The sequence below is a fragment of the Micromonospora chokoriensis genome (assembly GCF_000718555.1).
GTDB classification, from domain to species: domain Bacteria; phylum Actinomycetota; class Actinomycetes; order Mycobacteriales; family Micromonosporaceae; genus Micromonospora; species Micromonospora chokoriensis_B.
Genome location: NZ_JOAN01000015.1, coordinates 142,954 through 157,567 on the forward strand (window position 1 = coordinate 142,954; position 14,614 = coordinate 157,567).

Annotated in this window: 15 protein-coding genes; 11 read left to right on the forward strand and 4 right to left on the reverse strand. The window is 72.6% G+C overall.

The features are described from left to right. Position 1 precedes the first annotated feature (1 nt). From IF46_RS0120430 to IF46_RS0120440, 3 genes are all read right to left on the reverse strand, one after another. Complete coding sequence (locus tag IF46_RS0120430; protein ID WP_030489950.1) at positions 2–3,403, reverse strand: ATP-binding protein; 3,402 nt, start codon at positions 3,401–3,403, stop codon at positions 2–4. Between the two features lie 70 nt (positions 3,404–3,473). Beyond that, the gene (locus IF46_RS0120435) at positions 3,474–3,836 is read right to left on the reverse strand and encodes a hypothetical protein (RefSeq protein WP_030327985.1); all 363 of its coding nucleotides are present in this window, start codon (positions 3,834–3,836) and stop codon (positions 3,474–3,476) included. 13 nt (positions 3,837–3,849) lie between these two features. Then, positions 3,850–4,164 (reverse strand): hypothetical protein, encoded by a 315-nt coding sequence (locus IF46_RS0120440; protein ID WP_030327982.1) that lies wholly within the window; start codon positions 4,162–4,164, stop codon positions 3,850–3,852. A gap of 356 nt (positions 4,165–4,520) precedes the next feature. Between IF46_RS0120440 and folP the strand changes: the two genes are divergently transcribed. The 7 genes from folP (at position 4,521) to IF46_RS0120475 (ending at position 9,118) form a co-directional block, all read left to right on the forward strand. Beyond that, entirely contained in the window at positions 4,521–5,417 is an 897-nt protein-coding gene (folP, locus tag IF46_RS0120445; protein WP_051724034.1) for a dihydropteroate synthase, read from the forward strand. Further along, entirely contained in the window at positions 5,414–5,782 is a 369-nt protein-coding gene (gene folB, locus IF46_RS0120450; protein WP_030489952.1) for a dihydroneopterin aldolase, read from the forward strand. The genes folP and folB overlap by 4 nt, the downstream gene beginning before the upstream one ends. Beyond that, a complete protein-coding gene (gene folK, locus IF46_RS0120455; protein WP_030489953.1) occupies positions 5,779–6,306 on the forward strand; it encodes a 2-amino-4-hydroxy-6-hydroxymethyldihydropteridine diphosphokinase in 528 nt (175 codons plus the stop codon). The genes folB and folK overlap by 4 nt, the downstream gene beginning before the upstream one ends. Before the next feature lie 19 nt (positions 6,307–6,325). Further along, complete coding sequence (locus IF46_RS0120460) at positions 6,326–6,865, forward strand: DUF3180 domain-containing protein (protein ID WP_030489954.1); 540 nt, start codon at positions 6,326–6,328, stop codon at positions 6,863–6,865. Positions 6,866–6,984: 119 nt separating this feature from the next. Further along, the gene (locus IF46_RS0120465; RefSeq protein ID WP_030489955.1) at positions 6,985–8,199 is read left to right on the forward strand and encodes an ABC transporter permease; all 1,215 of its coding nucleotides are present in this window, start codon (positions 6,985–6,987) and stop codon (positions 8,197–8,199) included. A 53-nt stretch (positions 8,200–8,252) separates the two neighbouring features. Continuing rightward, the gene (locus IF46_RS0120470) at positions 8,253–8,561 is read left to right on the forward strand and encodes a hypothetical protein (protein ID WP_030489956.1); all 309 of its coding nucleotides are present in this window, start codon (positions 8,253–8,255) and stop codon (positions 8,559–8,561) included. A gap of 125 nt (positions 8,562–8,686) precedes the next feature. Then, positions 8,687–9,118 (forward strand): hypothetical protein, encoded by a 432-nt coding sequence (locus tag IF46_RS0120475; RefSeq protein WP_420063580.1) that lies wholly within the window; start codon positions 8,687–8,689, stop codon positions 9,116–9,118. Between the two features lie 32 nt (positions 9,119–9,150). On the opposite strand, the gene IF46_RS0120480 is transcribed toward IF46_RS0120475, so the two are convergent. Beyond that, complete coding sequence (locus tag IF46_RS0120480; protein ID WP_030489958.1) at positions 9,151–10,155, reverse strand: ABC transporter ATP-binding protein; 1,005 nt, start codon at positions 10,153–10,155, stop codon at positions 9,151–9,153. A gap of 2 nt (positions 10,156–10,157) precedes the next feature. Between IF46_RS0120480 and IF46_RS0120485 the strand changes: the two genes are divergently transcribed. From IF46_RS0120485 to IF46_RS0120500, 4 genes are all read left to right on the forward strand, one after another. Next, positions 10,158–10,844: an ABC transporter permease gene (locus tag IF46_RS0120485; protein ID WP_030489959.1), complete on the forward strand. Its 687-nt coding sequence runs from the start codon at positions 10,158–10,160 to the stop codon at positions 10,842–10,844. Continuing rightward, a complete protein-coding gene (locus IF46_RS0120490) occupies positions 10,841–11,581 on the forward strand; it encodes an ABC transporter permease (protein ID WP_030489960.1) in 741 nt (246 codons plus the stop codon). Before IF46_RS0120485 ends, IF46_RS0120490 begins: the two co-directional genes overlap by 4 nt. A gap of 200 nt (positions 11,582–11,781) precedes the next feature. After that, a complete protein-coding gene (locus IF46_RS0120495) occupies positions 11,782–12,786 on the forward strand; it encodes a glycine betaine ABC transporter substrate-binding protein (RefSeq protein ID WP_030489961.1) in 1,005 nt (334 codons plus the stop codon). Between the two features lie 110 nt (positions 12,787–12,896). Further along, positions 12,897–14,597 carry a hypothetical protein gene (locus IF46_RS0120500; protein WP_051724035.1) on the forward strand — a complete coding sequence of 567 codons (1,701 nt, stop codon included), beginning with the start codon at positions 12,897–12,899 and terminating at the stop codon, positions 14,595–14,597. Positions 14,598–14,614 lie beyond the last annotated feature (17 nt).

Below are 14,614 nucleotides of genomic sequence, written 5' to 3' on the forward strand. Positions count from 1 at the left end.
GTCACGCCTCCAGATCCGGCAGGGGGATGCTCGGCAGCACTCCGGCCGCTGCGGCGATCGCGGCGGGCGTCGTGTCGAGGTGGTCCAGCAGGCCTTCGACGTACGAGACGTCGACTCGGACCTTCTGCACTCGCCCGTCCACGTCGCGCATCACGAATTCACGGAAGCCGAGGCGGGAGGCCGAGTTGGTATCGGCGGCGGACAGCGAGGCGAGTGTGGCCTCGTACCCGTCGTTGACCGGCACGCGCAGCAGCCGCAGCGCTTCGGAGGCGATCTCGGCGTCTTCGGCGATGCGGCCGACGAAGACTGTGGAGACGAGGTTCTGCACGTCGAGGCCGAGGATGTCGCGGGGGTTCTGGGAGGCGACCAGCGCGGCCAGGTTCCATTTGCGGGAGTCACGGGCGAGCCGGACCAGGAAGGAACGCCCGGACCGCCAGCCCTCCATGAAGTGCGCCTCGTCGAGGCCGACGAGTTTGCGGGACGACATCGAACCGCCGTAGCAGCGTCGGACGGCGAGCCGGTGCGCGGTGTGCAGCATCGGCAGGGCCAGCGCCTCCTCGGCGGACCAGTACTCGCGTTCAATCTTGAGGTCGGGCAACCGTAGCCCGGCCATGGTGATCACGGTGAGTGCCGCGTCGGCACCGAGCAGCCCTTCCGGCGGTCGGCCGAAGAAGAGCATGGCCAGTGGCATCTCGGCGGTGTCCAGCAGGAGGTTTGCCAACTCCTTGCCGGCGTCGTCGTCGAGCCGCCCGAGGCAGCTCACCACGTCGTCCAGGGTGGACGTCTCCTCGGCCGGGACCTGGCGGACGGCGTGCCGGAAGAGGGTGGCGGTCGACGCCTCCCTGGCCACCTGCGGCGGAACGAGCATCATGCAGATGTCCTGGACCAGCATTCGCCGCTCGGCGCGGGCGTTGGAGACCGCGATCTCGAACTCCCGGTCACCGGAGGCGCCGACGCCGAACTCGGTGCGCAGCGGCGTCGGAATGAGCGAGTAGGGCGCCAGGGTGCCGTGCTCCGAGCCGGTCAGGTTCAACACCCGGGAGTACGGCCGCAGCTCGGGCATCGCGCAGAGGCGGGCCAGCGGGCCGGACGGGTCGAGCAGGGTCACCTGGACACCTCGCCGGGCGGCCAGGTAGCCCAGGGCACCGAGCAGGGTCGACTTACCGCCGCCCGGCTCGGCGACGAAGACCGCGAGACCGGAGCGTTCCCGGACCTCCATGGGGAAGTGCAGGTCGAGGAAGACCGGGCGGCGGCAGGTGCCGGCGGTCCGGCCGATCAGGTCGCCCCGCCGGTCGCCCACGTTCGACGCGGCCTGGGGGAGCGCGGCGGCGAGCAGCGGCACCGGCATGCGGCGGACGTAGCCGGTGTTGGCGATCGGTTCGCCGGGAATGAACTCGCGGGCCAGCCAGTCCTGGTTCTTGGGGTGTTGCAGCGAGATGCGCAGCTCCCGGGAGTAGAGCTGGATGAGCCGACGGGCCCGCTCGAGGCATTCCTCCCTGGTCCGGCCGCCGACGGCGATCCGGTGCCAGCCGTGGGCACGGGCCGAGTCGACCGGCAGACCGGTGGTCATCTCGTCGCCGATCACCAGGGCGCGCTTGGCGAGACGTTCCAGCTCCGGGGGTGCGTCGATGCCGTGCTCGGCGTAGTCGAGCTGTTGCGAGCGGATCATCCGCAGCCGGTGTTCGAGATTGCGGAAGGAATCGCCGGAGCCGAGGATGTCCACACGGGTGGAGATCTCCATCGGCCAGGGCAGTCGCTCGTGGAAATGCAGCCAGGGCTCGTGCCGTTCCGGGATCTCCAGCGGCTCCATCCGGCCGACCGCGAGCACGGCCACGTGCCGTTCCTCGCCGGTCATCCGGTTGACCAGTTTGACCGTCGAGCCGTACGGGGTGCGGTAGCGCTCGACCTGCTCGGTCATGGCGAGCAGGTCCCCGCGTTCCCAGCGCCCGTCGGTGACGGGGGAGAGGGTGCTCGGCGGTGACATGCACAGCGCCACCGAGCGGTAGAGCAGCCACTCCAGCTCCTGGGCGGTGACCCGCCGGCCGCGCATGCCGAACGCGCCGAGCACCTCGTCGAACTGTTCCACGGTGCGGCCCAGCTTGCGGCGTTCGCCGTCGGCGGTGCCCCGGCCGAAGGTGCGCAGCAGCCGCTCGGTGAGCGAGTCGCCAAGGGAACGGCGGGCGAAGGTGACACCGAGGTAGGTCTGCCCCTCGGCGTGGTTGACCGCCATCAGGTGCCGTTGGGCCGCGACCAGGTGATCGGCCCAGCCGGTGGTGCCGGGTACGTCGGGTAGCGGCGCCGAGGTGTGCGTGTCGATCGTGCGCGCCCACTCGTCGGCGGGGAACGGCCGGGTGGTGCGGCGTAGGTGCAGTCGGAAGCCGGCCAGGCCGGCGTACTGCTCGGAGATCGCCGACAGCAGCGCCTCGCGTTCGGCGTCCGGCCGGAACGCCCAGCGGACCTCGGGCAGCCAATACCAGGCGGTGACGGTGTTCGGAGTGAAGGTCAGGTGGCCGGCGATCTCGGTGATGGCCAACTCGACCGACGGGTCCCGATCTCCAAATTTGATCTTTGGAGCGCGTACCCGGGTCGGTTTGATCGGTCGGTCCGCGGCGCGTTGTCGGGGTGGAGCGACCTCTTTCCCGATGGGCTCCGTGCCGGCGCCCTTGGGTCGATCCGGGGCGGTGGCCCGGCGCGCCGTGCGTTCCAGAGCCGGCCGATCCGCGGCAGCGATGCTGGCCGGCTGCTTCGCCGAGGCTGGGGGCCGGGCCGCTTGCGCCGCTGGCCGGGCCGGCGGCGTGGCCGTGGGTCGGCTGGCCGACCGACCAGCGGGACCGGTGACCGCCGACGGTGACCCACGGCCGCTGGGCCGGTCGAGCTCGTCCGGTGGACTGTGCATCGGCCGTCGGTCGCCGGCTTGCTGCGGCACCCGGGACTCGCTGGCTGGCTGACCGCCGCCGTGCCGTGGCTCGACCGGCCGGCTACCGCTGCCGGGCTGGTCGGCGGGCGTCCACGGTGGCTCGAGCTCAGGAGTCGCCCGAGCTGGTGCCGGGCTGGCGGCGGGCGGCGGCTGATGCGGGATCGCCGGCTGCTCCCGGGTGCTCGGCCCGGCTGTGACGGCTCGCGCCGAGCCGGGCCGTGCCCCGCCGAAGAGGTCCAGGAAGGGGGAGTCGATGTCGGCGTTCTCACCCGCCGACACCGCGGTGGGCTCGGCGGGTGGCGTCCGGCGGGGAACCGGCCGGGGCGCCTGGAACACGCCGACGGCGCCGTGACCGGGCGAGGTCACCAGCGCAGGGTCGAGCGCCACTTCGTCCTCGGCCTCGGTGTAGTCGAACGAGTGCGCACGGTGACCTGCCGGCGCGGCCGGGCGGCCGGCCGGGGAACCCGGCGTGGAGGAGCGACTCATGCGTCCGCCTTAGCGACTGTCGGCAGACCCTTGCCCGCGTCCTGCGACGGACCATTCGACGTACGCCCGGTCATGCCAGCTCCTCCCGAATCCTGATCCGGCTGCCGACCAGGCGCGGATCGCGCTGCTCGACCGCCGGCTCCCGGGTGCGTCGCCAGTCGGTAAGCGCGGTGCGGATGACCACCCGCGCCGGCCGATCGGGGTCGACGTGCCGGAAGATGAACGACGTGGTCACGATGGCGAGCGCGATCTCCCAGGCTGGAAAGAGCTCGACCGTCAACGTGAACAGCCAGTGGATGAACATGTAGAGGGGGACCAGCAGGATGAAGAGCCCGTACTGGGCGTAGGGCAGGTGGACCGGAAGGGTGTAGCCGGGCGGCCCGAGGTAGACCAGGCGGGCCCGGTAGATGTCGTCGTCGGTGCGTAGCCGCATCTGGTGAACGCGCCTATTCGAAGATCAGGTCGATCAGGTAATCGCCGACGAAGAAGAGTGTTGCCGCGCCGGCGATGAAGGCCAGCCCGACGATGGCGATCGCGGAGCTGGTCAGCACCTTGGAGATCTCGCCTCGGCTGGCGCGACCGATGAAGATGACGCCCAGGACGGCGAGCAGGATCGGCGCGATCTTGCTGGCGAAGAAGGTGACGACACTGTTGGTGTCGATCCCCTTCGGTGCCGGCTCCGCGAGTGGAGCCGACGCCAGGGTGGAGAGCGCGTGGGCGACGCCGGACGACGCCGTCTCCATGAGCTCGAAGGCGATCACTGGAACCTCCCCATAGCGCGGCCGGCGGTGCCGCGGCGGTGCAATAGGCAAGCCTGGCGGGAAAAGTGCTCCACAGGGCATGGCGTTCTTGACCCTGTGTTCGTTACTCACCACGGAGGGTGGCGAGGTTTGGGCGGTTTTCCCCCGCTTCGGCCCTCCCTCCAAGCTTCGCCATCTCTATGCTGGCCAATTCCAAAGCGTACGGGCCGCCCCGGATTGCGACAAGCCGCGAAGGGGCTGCCCGATGCTGCTCGGATGTCCGATCGTACACCTGTTCTAAGTGGCACGTCAGGGGTGCTGGTGCGGGGCCGACCCGGGTCGGTGGGCACCGCTGCCGCGACCGGTACCGTCTAGTCGTGACCGATCTGGTGCGGGCTTCGGGCCCGGTGGTGATGGGCGTTCTCAACGTCACACCGGACTCCTTCTCCGACGGCGGACGGTACGCCGACCTGGATGCTGCCGTCGGACACGGCGTCCGTCTGCGCGATGCCGGTGCGCACCTCATCGACATCGGCGGCGAGTCGACCCGCCCGGGCGCCGAGCGGATCGACGCCGCGACCGAGGCCGACCGGGTGTTGCCGGTCATCCGCGAGCTGACCGCCGCCGGCGTGCTGGTCAGCGTCGACACCAGTCGCGCGCGGGTGGCGGAGGCCGCCCTGGCCGCTGGCGCGGCGGTGGTCAACGACGTCTCGGGCGGGCTGGCCGACCCGGACATGGCCCGCGTGGTCCGCGACGCGCACTGCCCCTGGGTGCTGATGCACTGGCGTGGCCACTCCCGCGAGATGCGCGAGCTGGCCACCTACACCGACGTGGTGGCCGAGGTCCGGGCCGAGTTGGCGGAACGGATCGACGCGGCGCTGGCCGTCGGCGTGGCCGCCGATCGCCTCATCGTCGACCCCGGGCTCGGCTTCGCCAAGACGGCCGCGCACAACTGGGAGCTCAGCGCCCGCCTGCCGGAGCTGCTGGATCTCGGCTACCCACTGCTCTTCGGGGCGAGCCGTAAGTCGTACCTCGGCGGGTTGCTCACCGCCCCGGACGGCACGCCGCGGCCGACCGCCCAGCGGGAGGCGGCAACCGTGGCCACCAGCGTGCTGGCGGTCGCCGCGGGCGCCTGGGGCGTACGCGTGCACGACGTGCGGGCCACCGCTGACGCGCTCGCCGTCTGGGCCGCGACCGGGCGCCCCCGCCTGGCCGTGCCCTCGCACGAGAAGAAGCCAGCACAACACGACCACGAGCACGAGGTACGGCCATGACGACGGACCGGATCCACCTGACCGGCCTGCGGGCGCGCGGCCGGCACGGGGTGTACGACTTCGAACGCGTACAGGGGCAGGACTTCGTGGTCGACGCCGTCCTGGAGTTGGACCTCGCCCCGGCCGCGGCCAGCGATGACGTCACCGACACGGTGCACTACGGCGAGTTGGCCGAACGCCTGGTCGCGGTGGTGACCGGCGAGCCGGTCAACCTGATCGAGACCCTCGCCGACCGACTCCTCGCGGTCTGCCTGGCCGACGAGCGGGTCGACACCGCCACGATCACCGTGCACAAGCCGGAGGCGCCGGTGCCGCACACCTTCACCGACGTGGCTGTCACCATGACCCGGACGCGTGCCCGGTGACCCGGGCCGTCCTGTCGCTCGGCAGTAACCTGGGCGACCGTCTGGAGCACCTGCGTACGGCCGTCGCCACGCTCGGCGACGCGGTGCTCGTGCTCTCCGGGGTGTACGAGACTCCACCGTGGGGCGACGCGGACCAGCCCGCGTACCTGAACGCGGTGGTGCTCGCCCAGGACGACAGCGCGACCCCCCGCGACTGGCTGGAGCGGGCTCGTGACGCGGAGCGCGCGGCCGGTCGGGTCCGTGACCCGCAGCGGCGGTTCGGGCCGCGCACCCTCGACGTGGACGTGATCGCGGTCTGGGGTGACGACGACGAGCCGGTGCTCAGCGACGAGGAGGAGCTGACCCTGCCGCACCCCCGAGCGCACCTGCGTGCCTTTGTGCTGCGTCCGTGGATCGACATCCAGCCGTACGGTCAGCTGCCCGGCCACGGCTGGCTGACCGACCTGCTGACCACCGGCCCCGCGGCGGACGAGGCGTTGGAACTGCGTCCCCGGCCGGACTTGGCGTTAGAGTCGACGGCATGACCGAGCGGAACCGGCCGGCATGACGCAGGCGAAGCCCCCACCCTCGGGCGGGTCGGGCCCGGATCGGTCCCGGATGGGCCCCACCCGGATCTCGACCCTGTTCGTGGCCGGCCTGGCCGCGGCGGCGGTGGCCTGGTTGCTGATCAGCACCCTCTACTACAGCGGCATTCCTCGGCTGCCCTGGCTGCCGGTGGTGACGCTGGCCGGGCTCGCCGTGCTGGAGGCGTACGCCGCGATCAACACCCGGAGCCGGATCGAGCGCAAGCCCGGCCGGGAGCCGGTCAACCCGCTGATGGTTGCCCGCTTCGTGGTGCTGGCCAAGGCGTCGGCACTGGCTGCGGCGATCTTCGCGGGCTTCTACGCGGGGCTCACCGGCTGGCTCTTCGTGGAGACGACCCGCGCTGCCCTGGACGATCGACCGGCCGCCGGCGGTGGTCTGCTCGCCTCGCTGGCCCTGGTCGGCGCCGCGCTCTGGCTGGAACGCTCCTGCCGCGTGCCGGAGCGCCCGGACGACGAGCGCGAGCAGGACCCACGGGACAGCCGCCCCGGCCAGCGCTGAGCAGGGGGTTACGCCCGGCTGCGGGCGCGGGTACGGTGCCTGCGATCGGAGAGCAAGGGCCGCCCAGGGTTCGTCCGAGCGCCGGACTGGGGGCGGTCGGCCACTGGGGAGGCGGCGTCATGGGGTACGAAGAAGCGGGCCGGGAGCGGTCGGCCGAACCCTCGTCGGGGGTGTCGTCCGCCGTGCTGGAGAACGTCTTCGACGACCCCACCCACGGTGAGCCCGGCCGGGACCGGATCGGCGTACATCTGGGGTGGGAGCTGCTGCTGCTGGCCGGTCTTGCCGCTGTGGGCTGGCTGCTCTGGCAGGAGGACTCGGCCGCCGTGCGCGGCGACAACCTGCGCACCCTGCTGGTCGACGCGGTCGGGCTGGGGTTGCTCGCGCTGGCCGCCGGACTGAGCCTGCGCACGGCCGCACCAAACCTGGCCATCGGCCCGATCGCGGTCGCGTCCGCCCTGCACTACGCCGAGCAGGGTGACCGGGGTCTGCCGGAGTCGATCGGGATGGCCGTGGCGGTCGCCGCGGCGGGCGGGCTCGTGCTGGCGCTGGCCGTGGTGGTGCTGCACGTGCCGGGCTGGGCCGCCAGCCTGGCCGGCGCGGCCGCAGTGGTGGTGTACATCGAACGCCGGTCGGCGCCCGTGCTGGTGCAGAGCGACTACGACCCCGGGCGCAGCGCCGGCTATCTCTTCGCCGGATTCGCCGCGGTGGCCGTCCTCGGCGGGCTGTTCGGCGCTATCCGGGCGATCCGTCGTCTGGTCGGCCGGTACCGACCGATCGGAGACCCGGCCCGTCGGCGCGGCGCGGTGGCGGCCGTGGTGACCGCTGTCGCGCTTGTCTTCTCCACGGTGCTGGCCGCTCTCGCCGGTGTGCTGCTCGCCGCGAACGACCCCGGGCCGGTGGCGCCCACCTCGGGGCTGGACTGGACGGTGCTGGCGGTCGGCGTGGCCCTGCTCGCCGGCACCAGCGCGTACGGTCGCCGGGGTGGTGTGTTCGGCACGGTGCTGGCGGTCAGCCTGGTCGCGGTCTTCCAGGTGTACGCGCCGGAGCGCGGCTGGACGCTGAGCAACTGGGTGGTCGGCGGGGTCGCGCTCGCTGTCGGGCTGCTGGTCACCAGGCTGGTCGAGACGTTCGGTCGGCCCCGACCGGGCAGCACCGACAAGCCCGAGCCCCTCGGCGACGGCACGATCAGCTCGGGTTGGACGGTGCCGCAGCCGCAGTCGGCCGACAACTGGCCTCCCACGCTGCCGACCCAGGCCGCGCCGCAGTCGGTCGACCCGTGGCGGGACCCGCGTTGGGAGGACAGCCCGCGTCGGTGGGACACCGACGAGCGGTGAGCCACATCGCGTCCGCCGAGCCGGAGCTGATCTCGACCGTTAGGCTCGGCGGCATGACCGACACACCTGCCGCCGCCCCGGGCGGAACCTCGTTCGCCGAGCTTGACGCGCTGTCCACCGAGGAGCTGCGGGAGCGGGCGTTCGCCCTTGCCCGGGAGCGTCGGGACGTGAAGTTCTACTGGTCGGTGCTGCGCCACCTGCCGAACGCGGACGAGGCCACCGTGCTGGACGGCGCTCCCAACTCGATCGGCCCGACGATCGACGAGGCGAACGCGCTGTGGCGGGAGCTGACCGGTCACGGCTACGAGGAGTCGGCGCCGCTGCTGCGGGCCGCCTTCATCGACTACCTGTTGAAGCACTGAGCCGCTCGGGGCAGTCCAGGCCGGCCCGAGCCACCGGTTCGGGACCTGGGCGGATCGCGTCGATCTTCCACCGCTCCGGCCCGGTCAGCCGCTACGGCACCGCCGCCGGCACCGGGGCGCTCGCCGTGCTGCTGCTGGTCGGCATCTGCGGCAGCCCGGCGTACACCGGTTGGGCCGCCACCCAGACCGACCCGAACTCGGCCGGCGCCTTCTACGCGCGCCTGCTCGCCTGGCCGGCCTGGCGGCTCGACGCGGACGGGCAGGCCGGCGGGTTGTTCGCCGCCGACCTGCGGGCCGTGCTGCTCGTGGTGCTCGCGGTGGCCCTGCTCTACCTGCTGCCCGCCGCCCAGGTCGCCCGGGTGCCCGGGCCGGTCAGCCAGTTCTTCTCCGGCTGGGCCGCGTACGTGCTGGCCGGTGGGCTCGCCGCCGTGCTGGCGGCGCTGCTCGGCCCGTCGCCGTCACTGCTGGGCGCCTTGCAGGACGCCAGCACCGGCGCCGGCTACGGCTTCCTCACCGGGTGGATCATTGGCACCGCCAGCCTCGGCGGGCGCGCCTGACCGAGGCAGGTCAGGCGGACGACCGAGGCAGGTCAGCTGGTCGGACGGCCGAGGTCGAGGAGGCGCTGCCGGCTGAGCGCACCGACCGGACGACCGGCGTCGGTCACGACGAGCCGGTCCTGGCCCGAGGTGAGCAGCACCGCCAACGCGTCGTACGCAGAGCCGTCCAGTGCGACGGTGGGCAGGTCAGCCGCGGCGTCCCCGGGCACCGGCTCCAGCGACTCCCGGTCGAGTGGGGTGACCGCCAGCCGGCGGATGCCCCGGTCGGCGCCGACGAACTCGCGTACGAACGGGGTGGCGGGTGCGCCGAGCAGGGCGGCCGGTGTGTCGTACTGCTCCAGGTGCCCGCCCTCGGAGAGCACCGCGATCCGGTCACCGAGTCGGACCGCCTCGTCGAGGTCGTGGGTGACCAGCACGATCGTCTTGCGGACCTCGGCCTGAAGGCGGAGGAACTCCTCCTGGAGGCGGGCCCGGACGATCGGGTCGACGGCCGAGAACGGCTCGTCCATCAACAGCACCACCGGGTCGGCGGCGAGCGCGCGGGCCACCCCGACCCGCTGCCGCTGGCCACCGGAGAGCTCCTGTGGGTAGCGACCGCCGAACTCGGTCGGGTCGAGCCCGACCAGGTCGAGCAGCTCGTCGACCCGGGCCCGGGTCTGGCCCTTGGGCCAGCGGAGCAGCCCCGGCACGGTGGCCACGTTGGCCCGCACCGTCTGGTGTGGAAAAAGCCCGACATTCTGAATTACGTACCCGATTCGGCGGCGTAGCCGCACCGGGTCGACGTGACTGACGTCCTCGTCGCCGAGGGTGATGCGGCCGGCGCTCGGCTCGATCAAGCGGTTGATCATGCGCAGCACTGTCGACTTGCCGCAGCCGGACGGGCCGATCAGCACCACCAGCTCACCGGCGCGGACGTCCAGGCTGAGTTCCCGGACAGCCTCGGTGCCGTTCGGGTAGCGCTTCTGGATGCCGTGCAGGGAGATCGATGCCGCGCGAGGGGATTGGGCCACGTTGGCGGCCCCCGGGGTAACGTCCACGTATGTCCTTCCGCCTGAGCTACCGGGCCGACCCGGGTAACCCCTGGTTCTCCTGGCAGTACGTGCGGGACAACTCTGACACGATCCTCGCTGCGGTGCGCGAACACGCCTCCCTCACCGGGCGGGCGGTGCTGATCGCGGTGCTGATCGCGCTGCCGTTGTCCGTGCTGGCGTACTGGTTCCGTCCGCTCGCCGGCCCGATCCTCGCCGTCAGCGGGGTGGTCTACACCATCCCGTCGCTGGCGCTCTTCGCGTTCATCGCGCCCTACCTGGGCACCGGGGCGACCACGGTGCTGGTCGGGCTGGTCCTCTACGCGCTGCTGTTGATCGTGCGCAACGTGGTGGCCGGGCTCAACCAGGTGCCCCCGGAGGTGCGCGAGGCCGCCGAGGGCATGGGTTACGGCCGGTGGGGCCGGCTGTTCCGGATCGACCTGCCGTTGGCGTTGCCGGGCATCGTGACCGGCGTACGGCTGGCGACCGTCTCCACGGTGGCGTTGGTCACGGTCGGGGTGCTGGTCGGGCACGGCGGGCTCGGGCAGTTGATCTTCGCGGGCTTCCAGAACAACCTCTACAAGGCCGAGATCATGACCGCCGCCCTGCTCTGCGTGGCGCTCGCGGTCGTGCTCGACCTGCTGCTCATCCTGGTCGCCCGACTGGTGAGCCCCTGGTCCACTCGGAGGGCACGGTGACCGTCGCGGCGAACCCGGTCGGCCAGGCGATCGTCTGGATCAACGACCCACTGAACTGGACCAACCCGGGCGGCATGCTGGACCGGCTCGGCGAGCACCTGACGATCTCCGCGCTGGCGGTGGCGCTCGGCTGCCTGGTGGCGTGGCCGCTCGGGCTCTGGCTCGGGCACCTCGGCCGAGGTGCCGGCCTCGTGGTGCTGATCTCCAACGCCACCCTGGCCATCCCCACCCTGGCGCTGCTGACCATCCTGCCGGTCGTCTTCGCCAGCGGCTTCGGGAAGACGCCGGTCGTGGTGGCGCTGGCCGTCTTCGCCGTGCCGCCGCTGCTGGCCAACGCGTACACCGGGGTGCGGCAGGTGGACCCGGAGGCCCGCGACGCGGCCCGTGGAATGGGTCTGTCCAGCGGGCAACTGCTGCGCCAGGTGGAGTTGCCGCTCGCGGTGCCCTACCTGGCGGCCGGCTTCCGGACCGCGGCGGTCCAGGTGATCGCGACCGCGGCGCTGGCCTCGTTCGTCAACGGTGGTGGCCTCGGGCAGATCATCCGGACTGGCTTCGGCATCGGTATCGCGGCCGGCGGTGGGCAGATCCTCGCTGGCGGTGTGCTGGTGGCCGGGCTGGCGCTGCTGGCCGAGGTGGTTCTCGGCGGCGTCGAACGGCTGGTCACCCCCCGACCACTGCGGCGTGGGCGGCAGCGTCTGGGGCGGCCCCGCGCCGCCGATGCCACCGGAAGCGCCTGACCCGTCCGGGTGAGCCCGGCGTCGAGCCGACGACCCACGCCGGTCCGATCGGTGACGATGCGGTGACGAAGTCCGTCCCAAGTTGTCGGTCGGTTGCGGAGCATGTTGGGTGGATATTCGCGGGCGACCGACAGTCAGGATCGTCCGTCGGACACGCGGCCGGCCCGGACGGGCCGCGCCGGGACACGGAAGGCGGGCACATGCGCGCACGTACACGGCTGGCCATCGGCGCGGTCAGCGCCGTCGCCGGGGCAGCGCTTCTCACCGGCTGCGGTGATGCCGGGTCGTCCGGCACCGACGCACCCCAGCAGAGCGCCTCCGGCGCCGGGTGCGCCCCGGTCGCCGGCCAGCAGCTCATCGCTCTGCAGGACGACAAGAAGCTCCAGAACTCCGACAACGTCATCCCCGCGGTCAACAGCAAGGCGGCGAACCCGCAGCTGATCGCCGCACTGGACAAGGTCTCCGCCGCGCTCGACACGCCGAAGCTGATCCAGCTGAACAAGGCGGTGAACGAGGACCGCAAGACGCCCAAGGTGGCGGCCGAGGCGTTCGCCTCCGACAACAACCTCACCGCGGGCATCGCCAAGGGCCCGGGCGGCGAGATCGTGGTGGGCGCCGCCAACTTCGCCGAGAGTCAGACGCTGGGCGAGCTGTACCGGATCGCGCTCACCGCGGCCGGCTACCAGGTCAAGGTGCAGCAGATCGGCAACCGCGAGCTCTACGAGCCGGCGCTGGTGAAGGGCGAGATCCAGGTCGTCCCGGAGTACGCGGCGACCATGGCCGAGTTCCTCAACACCAAGGCCAAGGGCGGCACTCCTCCGCCGATCTCCTCGCCGGACATCAACACGACGGTGACCGCGCTCAAGGCCGAGGGCGACAAGGTGGGCATCACCTTCGGCACCCCGGCCGCCGCGCAGGACCAGAACGCCTTCGCGGTGACCCAGGCCTTCGCCGACAAGTACGGCGTGCGGACCCTCTCCGAGTTCGCGGCGAAATGCTCCGGCAGCGCGACCGTGCTGGGCGGCCCGCCGGAGTGCGAGCAGCGTCCGTTCTGCAAGCCGGGCCTGGAGAAGACGTACGGGCTGTCGGTGGGCAAGTTCTCCTCGCTGGACCAGGGTGGACCGTTGACCAAGAGCGGGCTGCGCGACGGTTCGATAAGCGTGGGGCTGATCTTCTCGTCGGATGGCGCCTTCGCCACCAGCTGAGGACTCTCCGTACCTGCTGAGGACGCCTCCGCCCGCTACCGGGCGGGGGCGTCCGAGCATCTTAGGGACCCCGTTCCCTCCGGTGGACATCCTCGGTAGGCTGCACAGCCATGCCAGCCCTGGCCAACTCCGACGCCCGGCGTCAACCACCGCTGCTGACCATGCTCTTCTGGGCCGGCGTCGCTCTCGCGCCGGTCGCGGCACTGATTCTGCTGGTGGCCGACGGTAACGGCCCGCTGCGCTTCGCCGCGGTGCTCGCCATCGTCGCGGTGGTGCTGATCGGTCTCTCCATCGCGCTGCGACCCGACGGAGAGGGCGATTCGGCGCGGGCCGACGAGCTGCAGGGTGAGATCGAAGAACTGCGCCGGGAGCTGCGCGGCGAGATCGTGGCTGCGGCGCAGCGCGGAAATCAGGCGCTCGACCAGGCACAACGAGCCCAGGAGGGAATCGCCGCCGTCCGGCGTCGGCTCGATGCCAGCGGTGCCGCCCTCGCCGGTGCCGCCCCCGCCGTCGATCCGGCAGGTGCTGGGCGGGCGCGCGTGCCGGTCGTCGAGCCGCCGGTGGACGACGCGCCGGTGGCCCGCAGCCGGGTCCCGGTGCCGGGTGACGCGCCGGCAGGCCGAGCCCGCGTGTCGAGCCCCGAGGACGCGCCTCGGTGGGGTCGCCCCGAGCAGACCGAAGACGACGAGCCTGCGTACGCACGGGAGGCCGCCGAGCCGCCGGCCCCCGCCGGGATGTACGGCGGGGAACGGCCGGCCGCCACCGCGTACGGCTCAGCCCGTCCCCGCGAGCACGACCGCCCCGAACCGGCGCACCGGCCGGCGGGCGTGGTTCGGCACACCGAGACCGTGCACGTCACCACCCGGCACACAGTGGTGGACGGCGGCGCGGCCGATTCGGCTGGGCGCTACGGCGGCGGGTACGCCGGCCAGTGGACCCCGCCCGCGCAGGAGTGGTCCCGGGGCGGCGGCGCGGACGAGCGCCCCAGAGCCGGGTACGGCGACGAACCAGAGTGGACCGATCGGCGCGACGCGTACGCCCAGCCCGACGAGCCCGCTCCGGCGGCCCGGTCGCACCGCTCACCGGACCGGCCGGAGGCGGGCTCCTGGGAGAGCCCGGACGATCGAGGCTGGTCGGAGCAGCGCGATCGGGCGAGTGCCGCAGCGCCGCAGCCCGGGCCGCCGCTGCGGGCCGACGACACCGGCGAGTACTGGTCGCAGTTGCGGGCCGGTGACCGGTGGGCCGCTGTCCGCGACGACGAGAACGGCCGCGAGCTGCGGGTCGGCGAGCGCCGGGCCGAGGTGCACGCCGATGCCACCGGCACCGAGTACCGGGTGGCTGACCGCTGGGCCGCCGTCCGCCACGAGGAGCCGCGCCGCCACGAGGACGCCGGCCGGTACGACGAGCCGCGCCGGTACGAGGACGCCGGCCGGTACGACGAGCCGCGCCGGTACGAGGACGCCGGCCAGTACGACGAGCCGCGCCGGTACGAGGACGCCGGCCAGTACGGAGAGCCGCGCCGCCACGAGGACGCCGGCCGGTATGAGGAGCGGGAGTCGTACCCCCGGGATGAGCCGGCGCGCCGCCACGACCGCGACGGTGGACGGCGGGCCGAGCCGGGAAGGCCGGCGCTGCCGGTCGGCGGTGTGCCGGTGCCCGACGAGTGGCGCCCGCCGCGCCAGCGTGGCCACCAGGCGGAGCCCGCGCCGGAGCGGACCGGCCGGCGGCGAGTCGACGAGCGCTACGGCTACCCGCCCCAGGACGACGTACCGCGTGCCGGCGGTGCACCACCCGCCGACCGCTGGCGGTGACTCCTCAGGCGGCTCGG

Bases quoted from the DNA above. Each gene is read 5' to 3' on its own strand.
- IF46_RS0120495 (WP_030489961.1), top strand. From the start codon at position 11,782: ATGCGCGCACGTACACGGCTGGCCATCGGCGCGGTCAGCGCCGTCGCC.
- folB (WP_030489952.1), top strand. From the start codon at position 5,414: ATGACGACGGACCGGATCCACCTGACCGGCCTGCGGGCGCGCGGCCGG.
- IF46_RS0120460 (WP_030489954.1), top strand. From the start codon at position 6,326: ATGACGCAGGCGAAGCCCCCACCCTCGGGCGGGTCGGGCCCGGATCGG.
- IF46_RS0120470 (WP_030489956.1), top strand. From the start codon at position 8,253: ATGACCGACACACCTGCCGCCGCCCCGGGCGGAACCTCGTTCGCCGAG.
- IF46_RS0120465 (WP_030489955.1), top strand. From the start codon at position 6,985: ATGGGGTACGAAGAAGCGGGCCGGGAGCGGTCGGCCGAACCCTCGTCG.
- IF46_RS0120435 (WP_030327985.1), bottom strand. From the start codon at position 3,836: ATGCGGCTACGCACCGACGACGACATCTACCGGGCCCGCCTGGTCTAC.
- IF46_RS0120500 (WP_051724035.1), top strand. From the start codon at position 12,897: ATGCCAGCCCTGGCCAACTCCGACGCCCGGCGTCAACCACCGCTGCTG.
- IF46_RS0120485 (WP_030489959.1), top strand. From the start codon at position 10,158: ATGTCCTTCCGCCTGAGCTACCGGGCCGACCCGGGTAACCCCTGGTTC.
- IF46_RS0120430 (WP_030489950.1), bottom strand. From the start codon at position 3,403: ATGAGTCGCTCCTCCACGCCGGGTTCCCCGGCCGGCCGCCCGGCCGCG.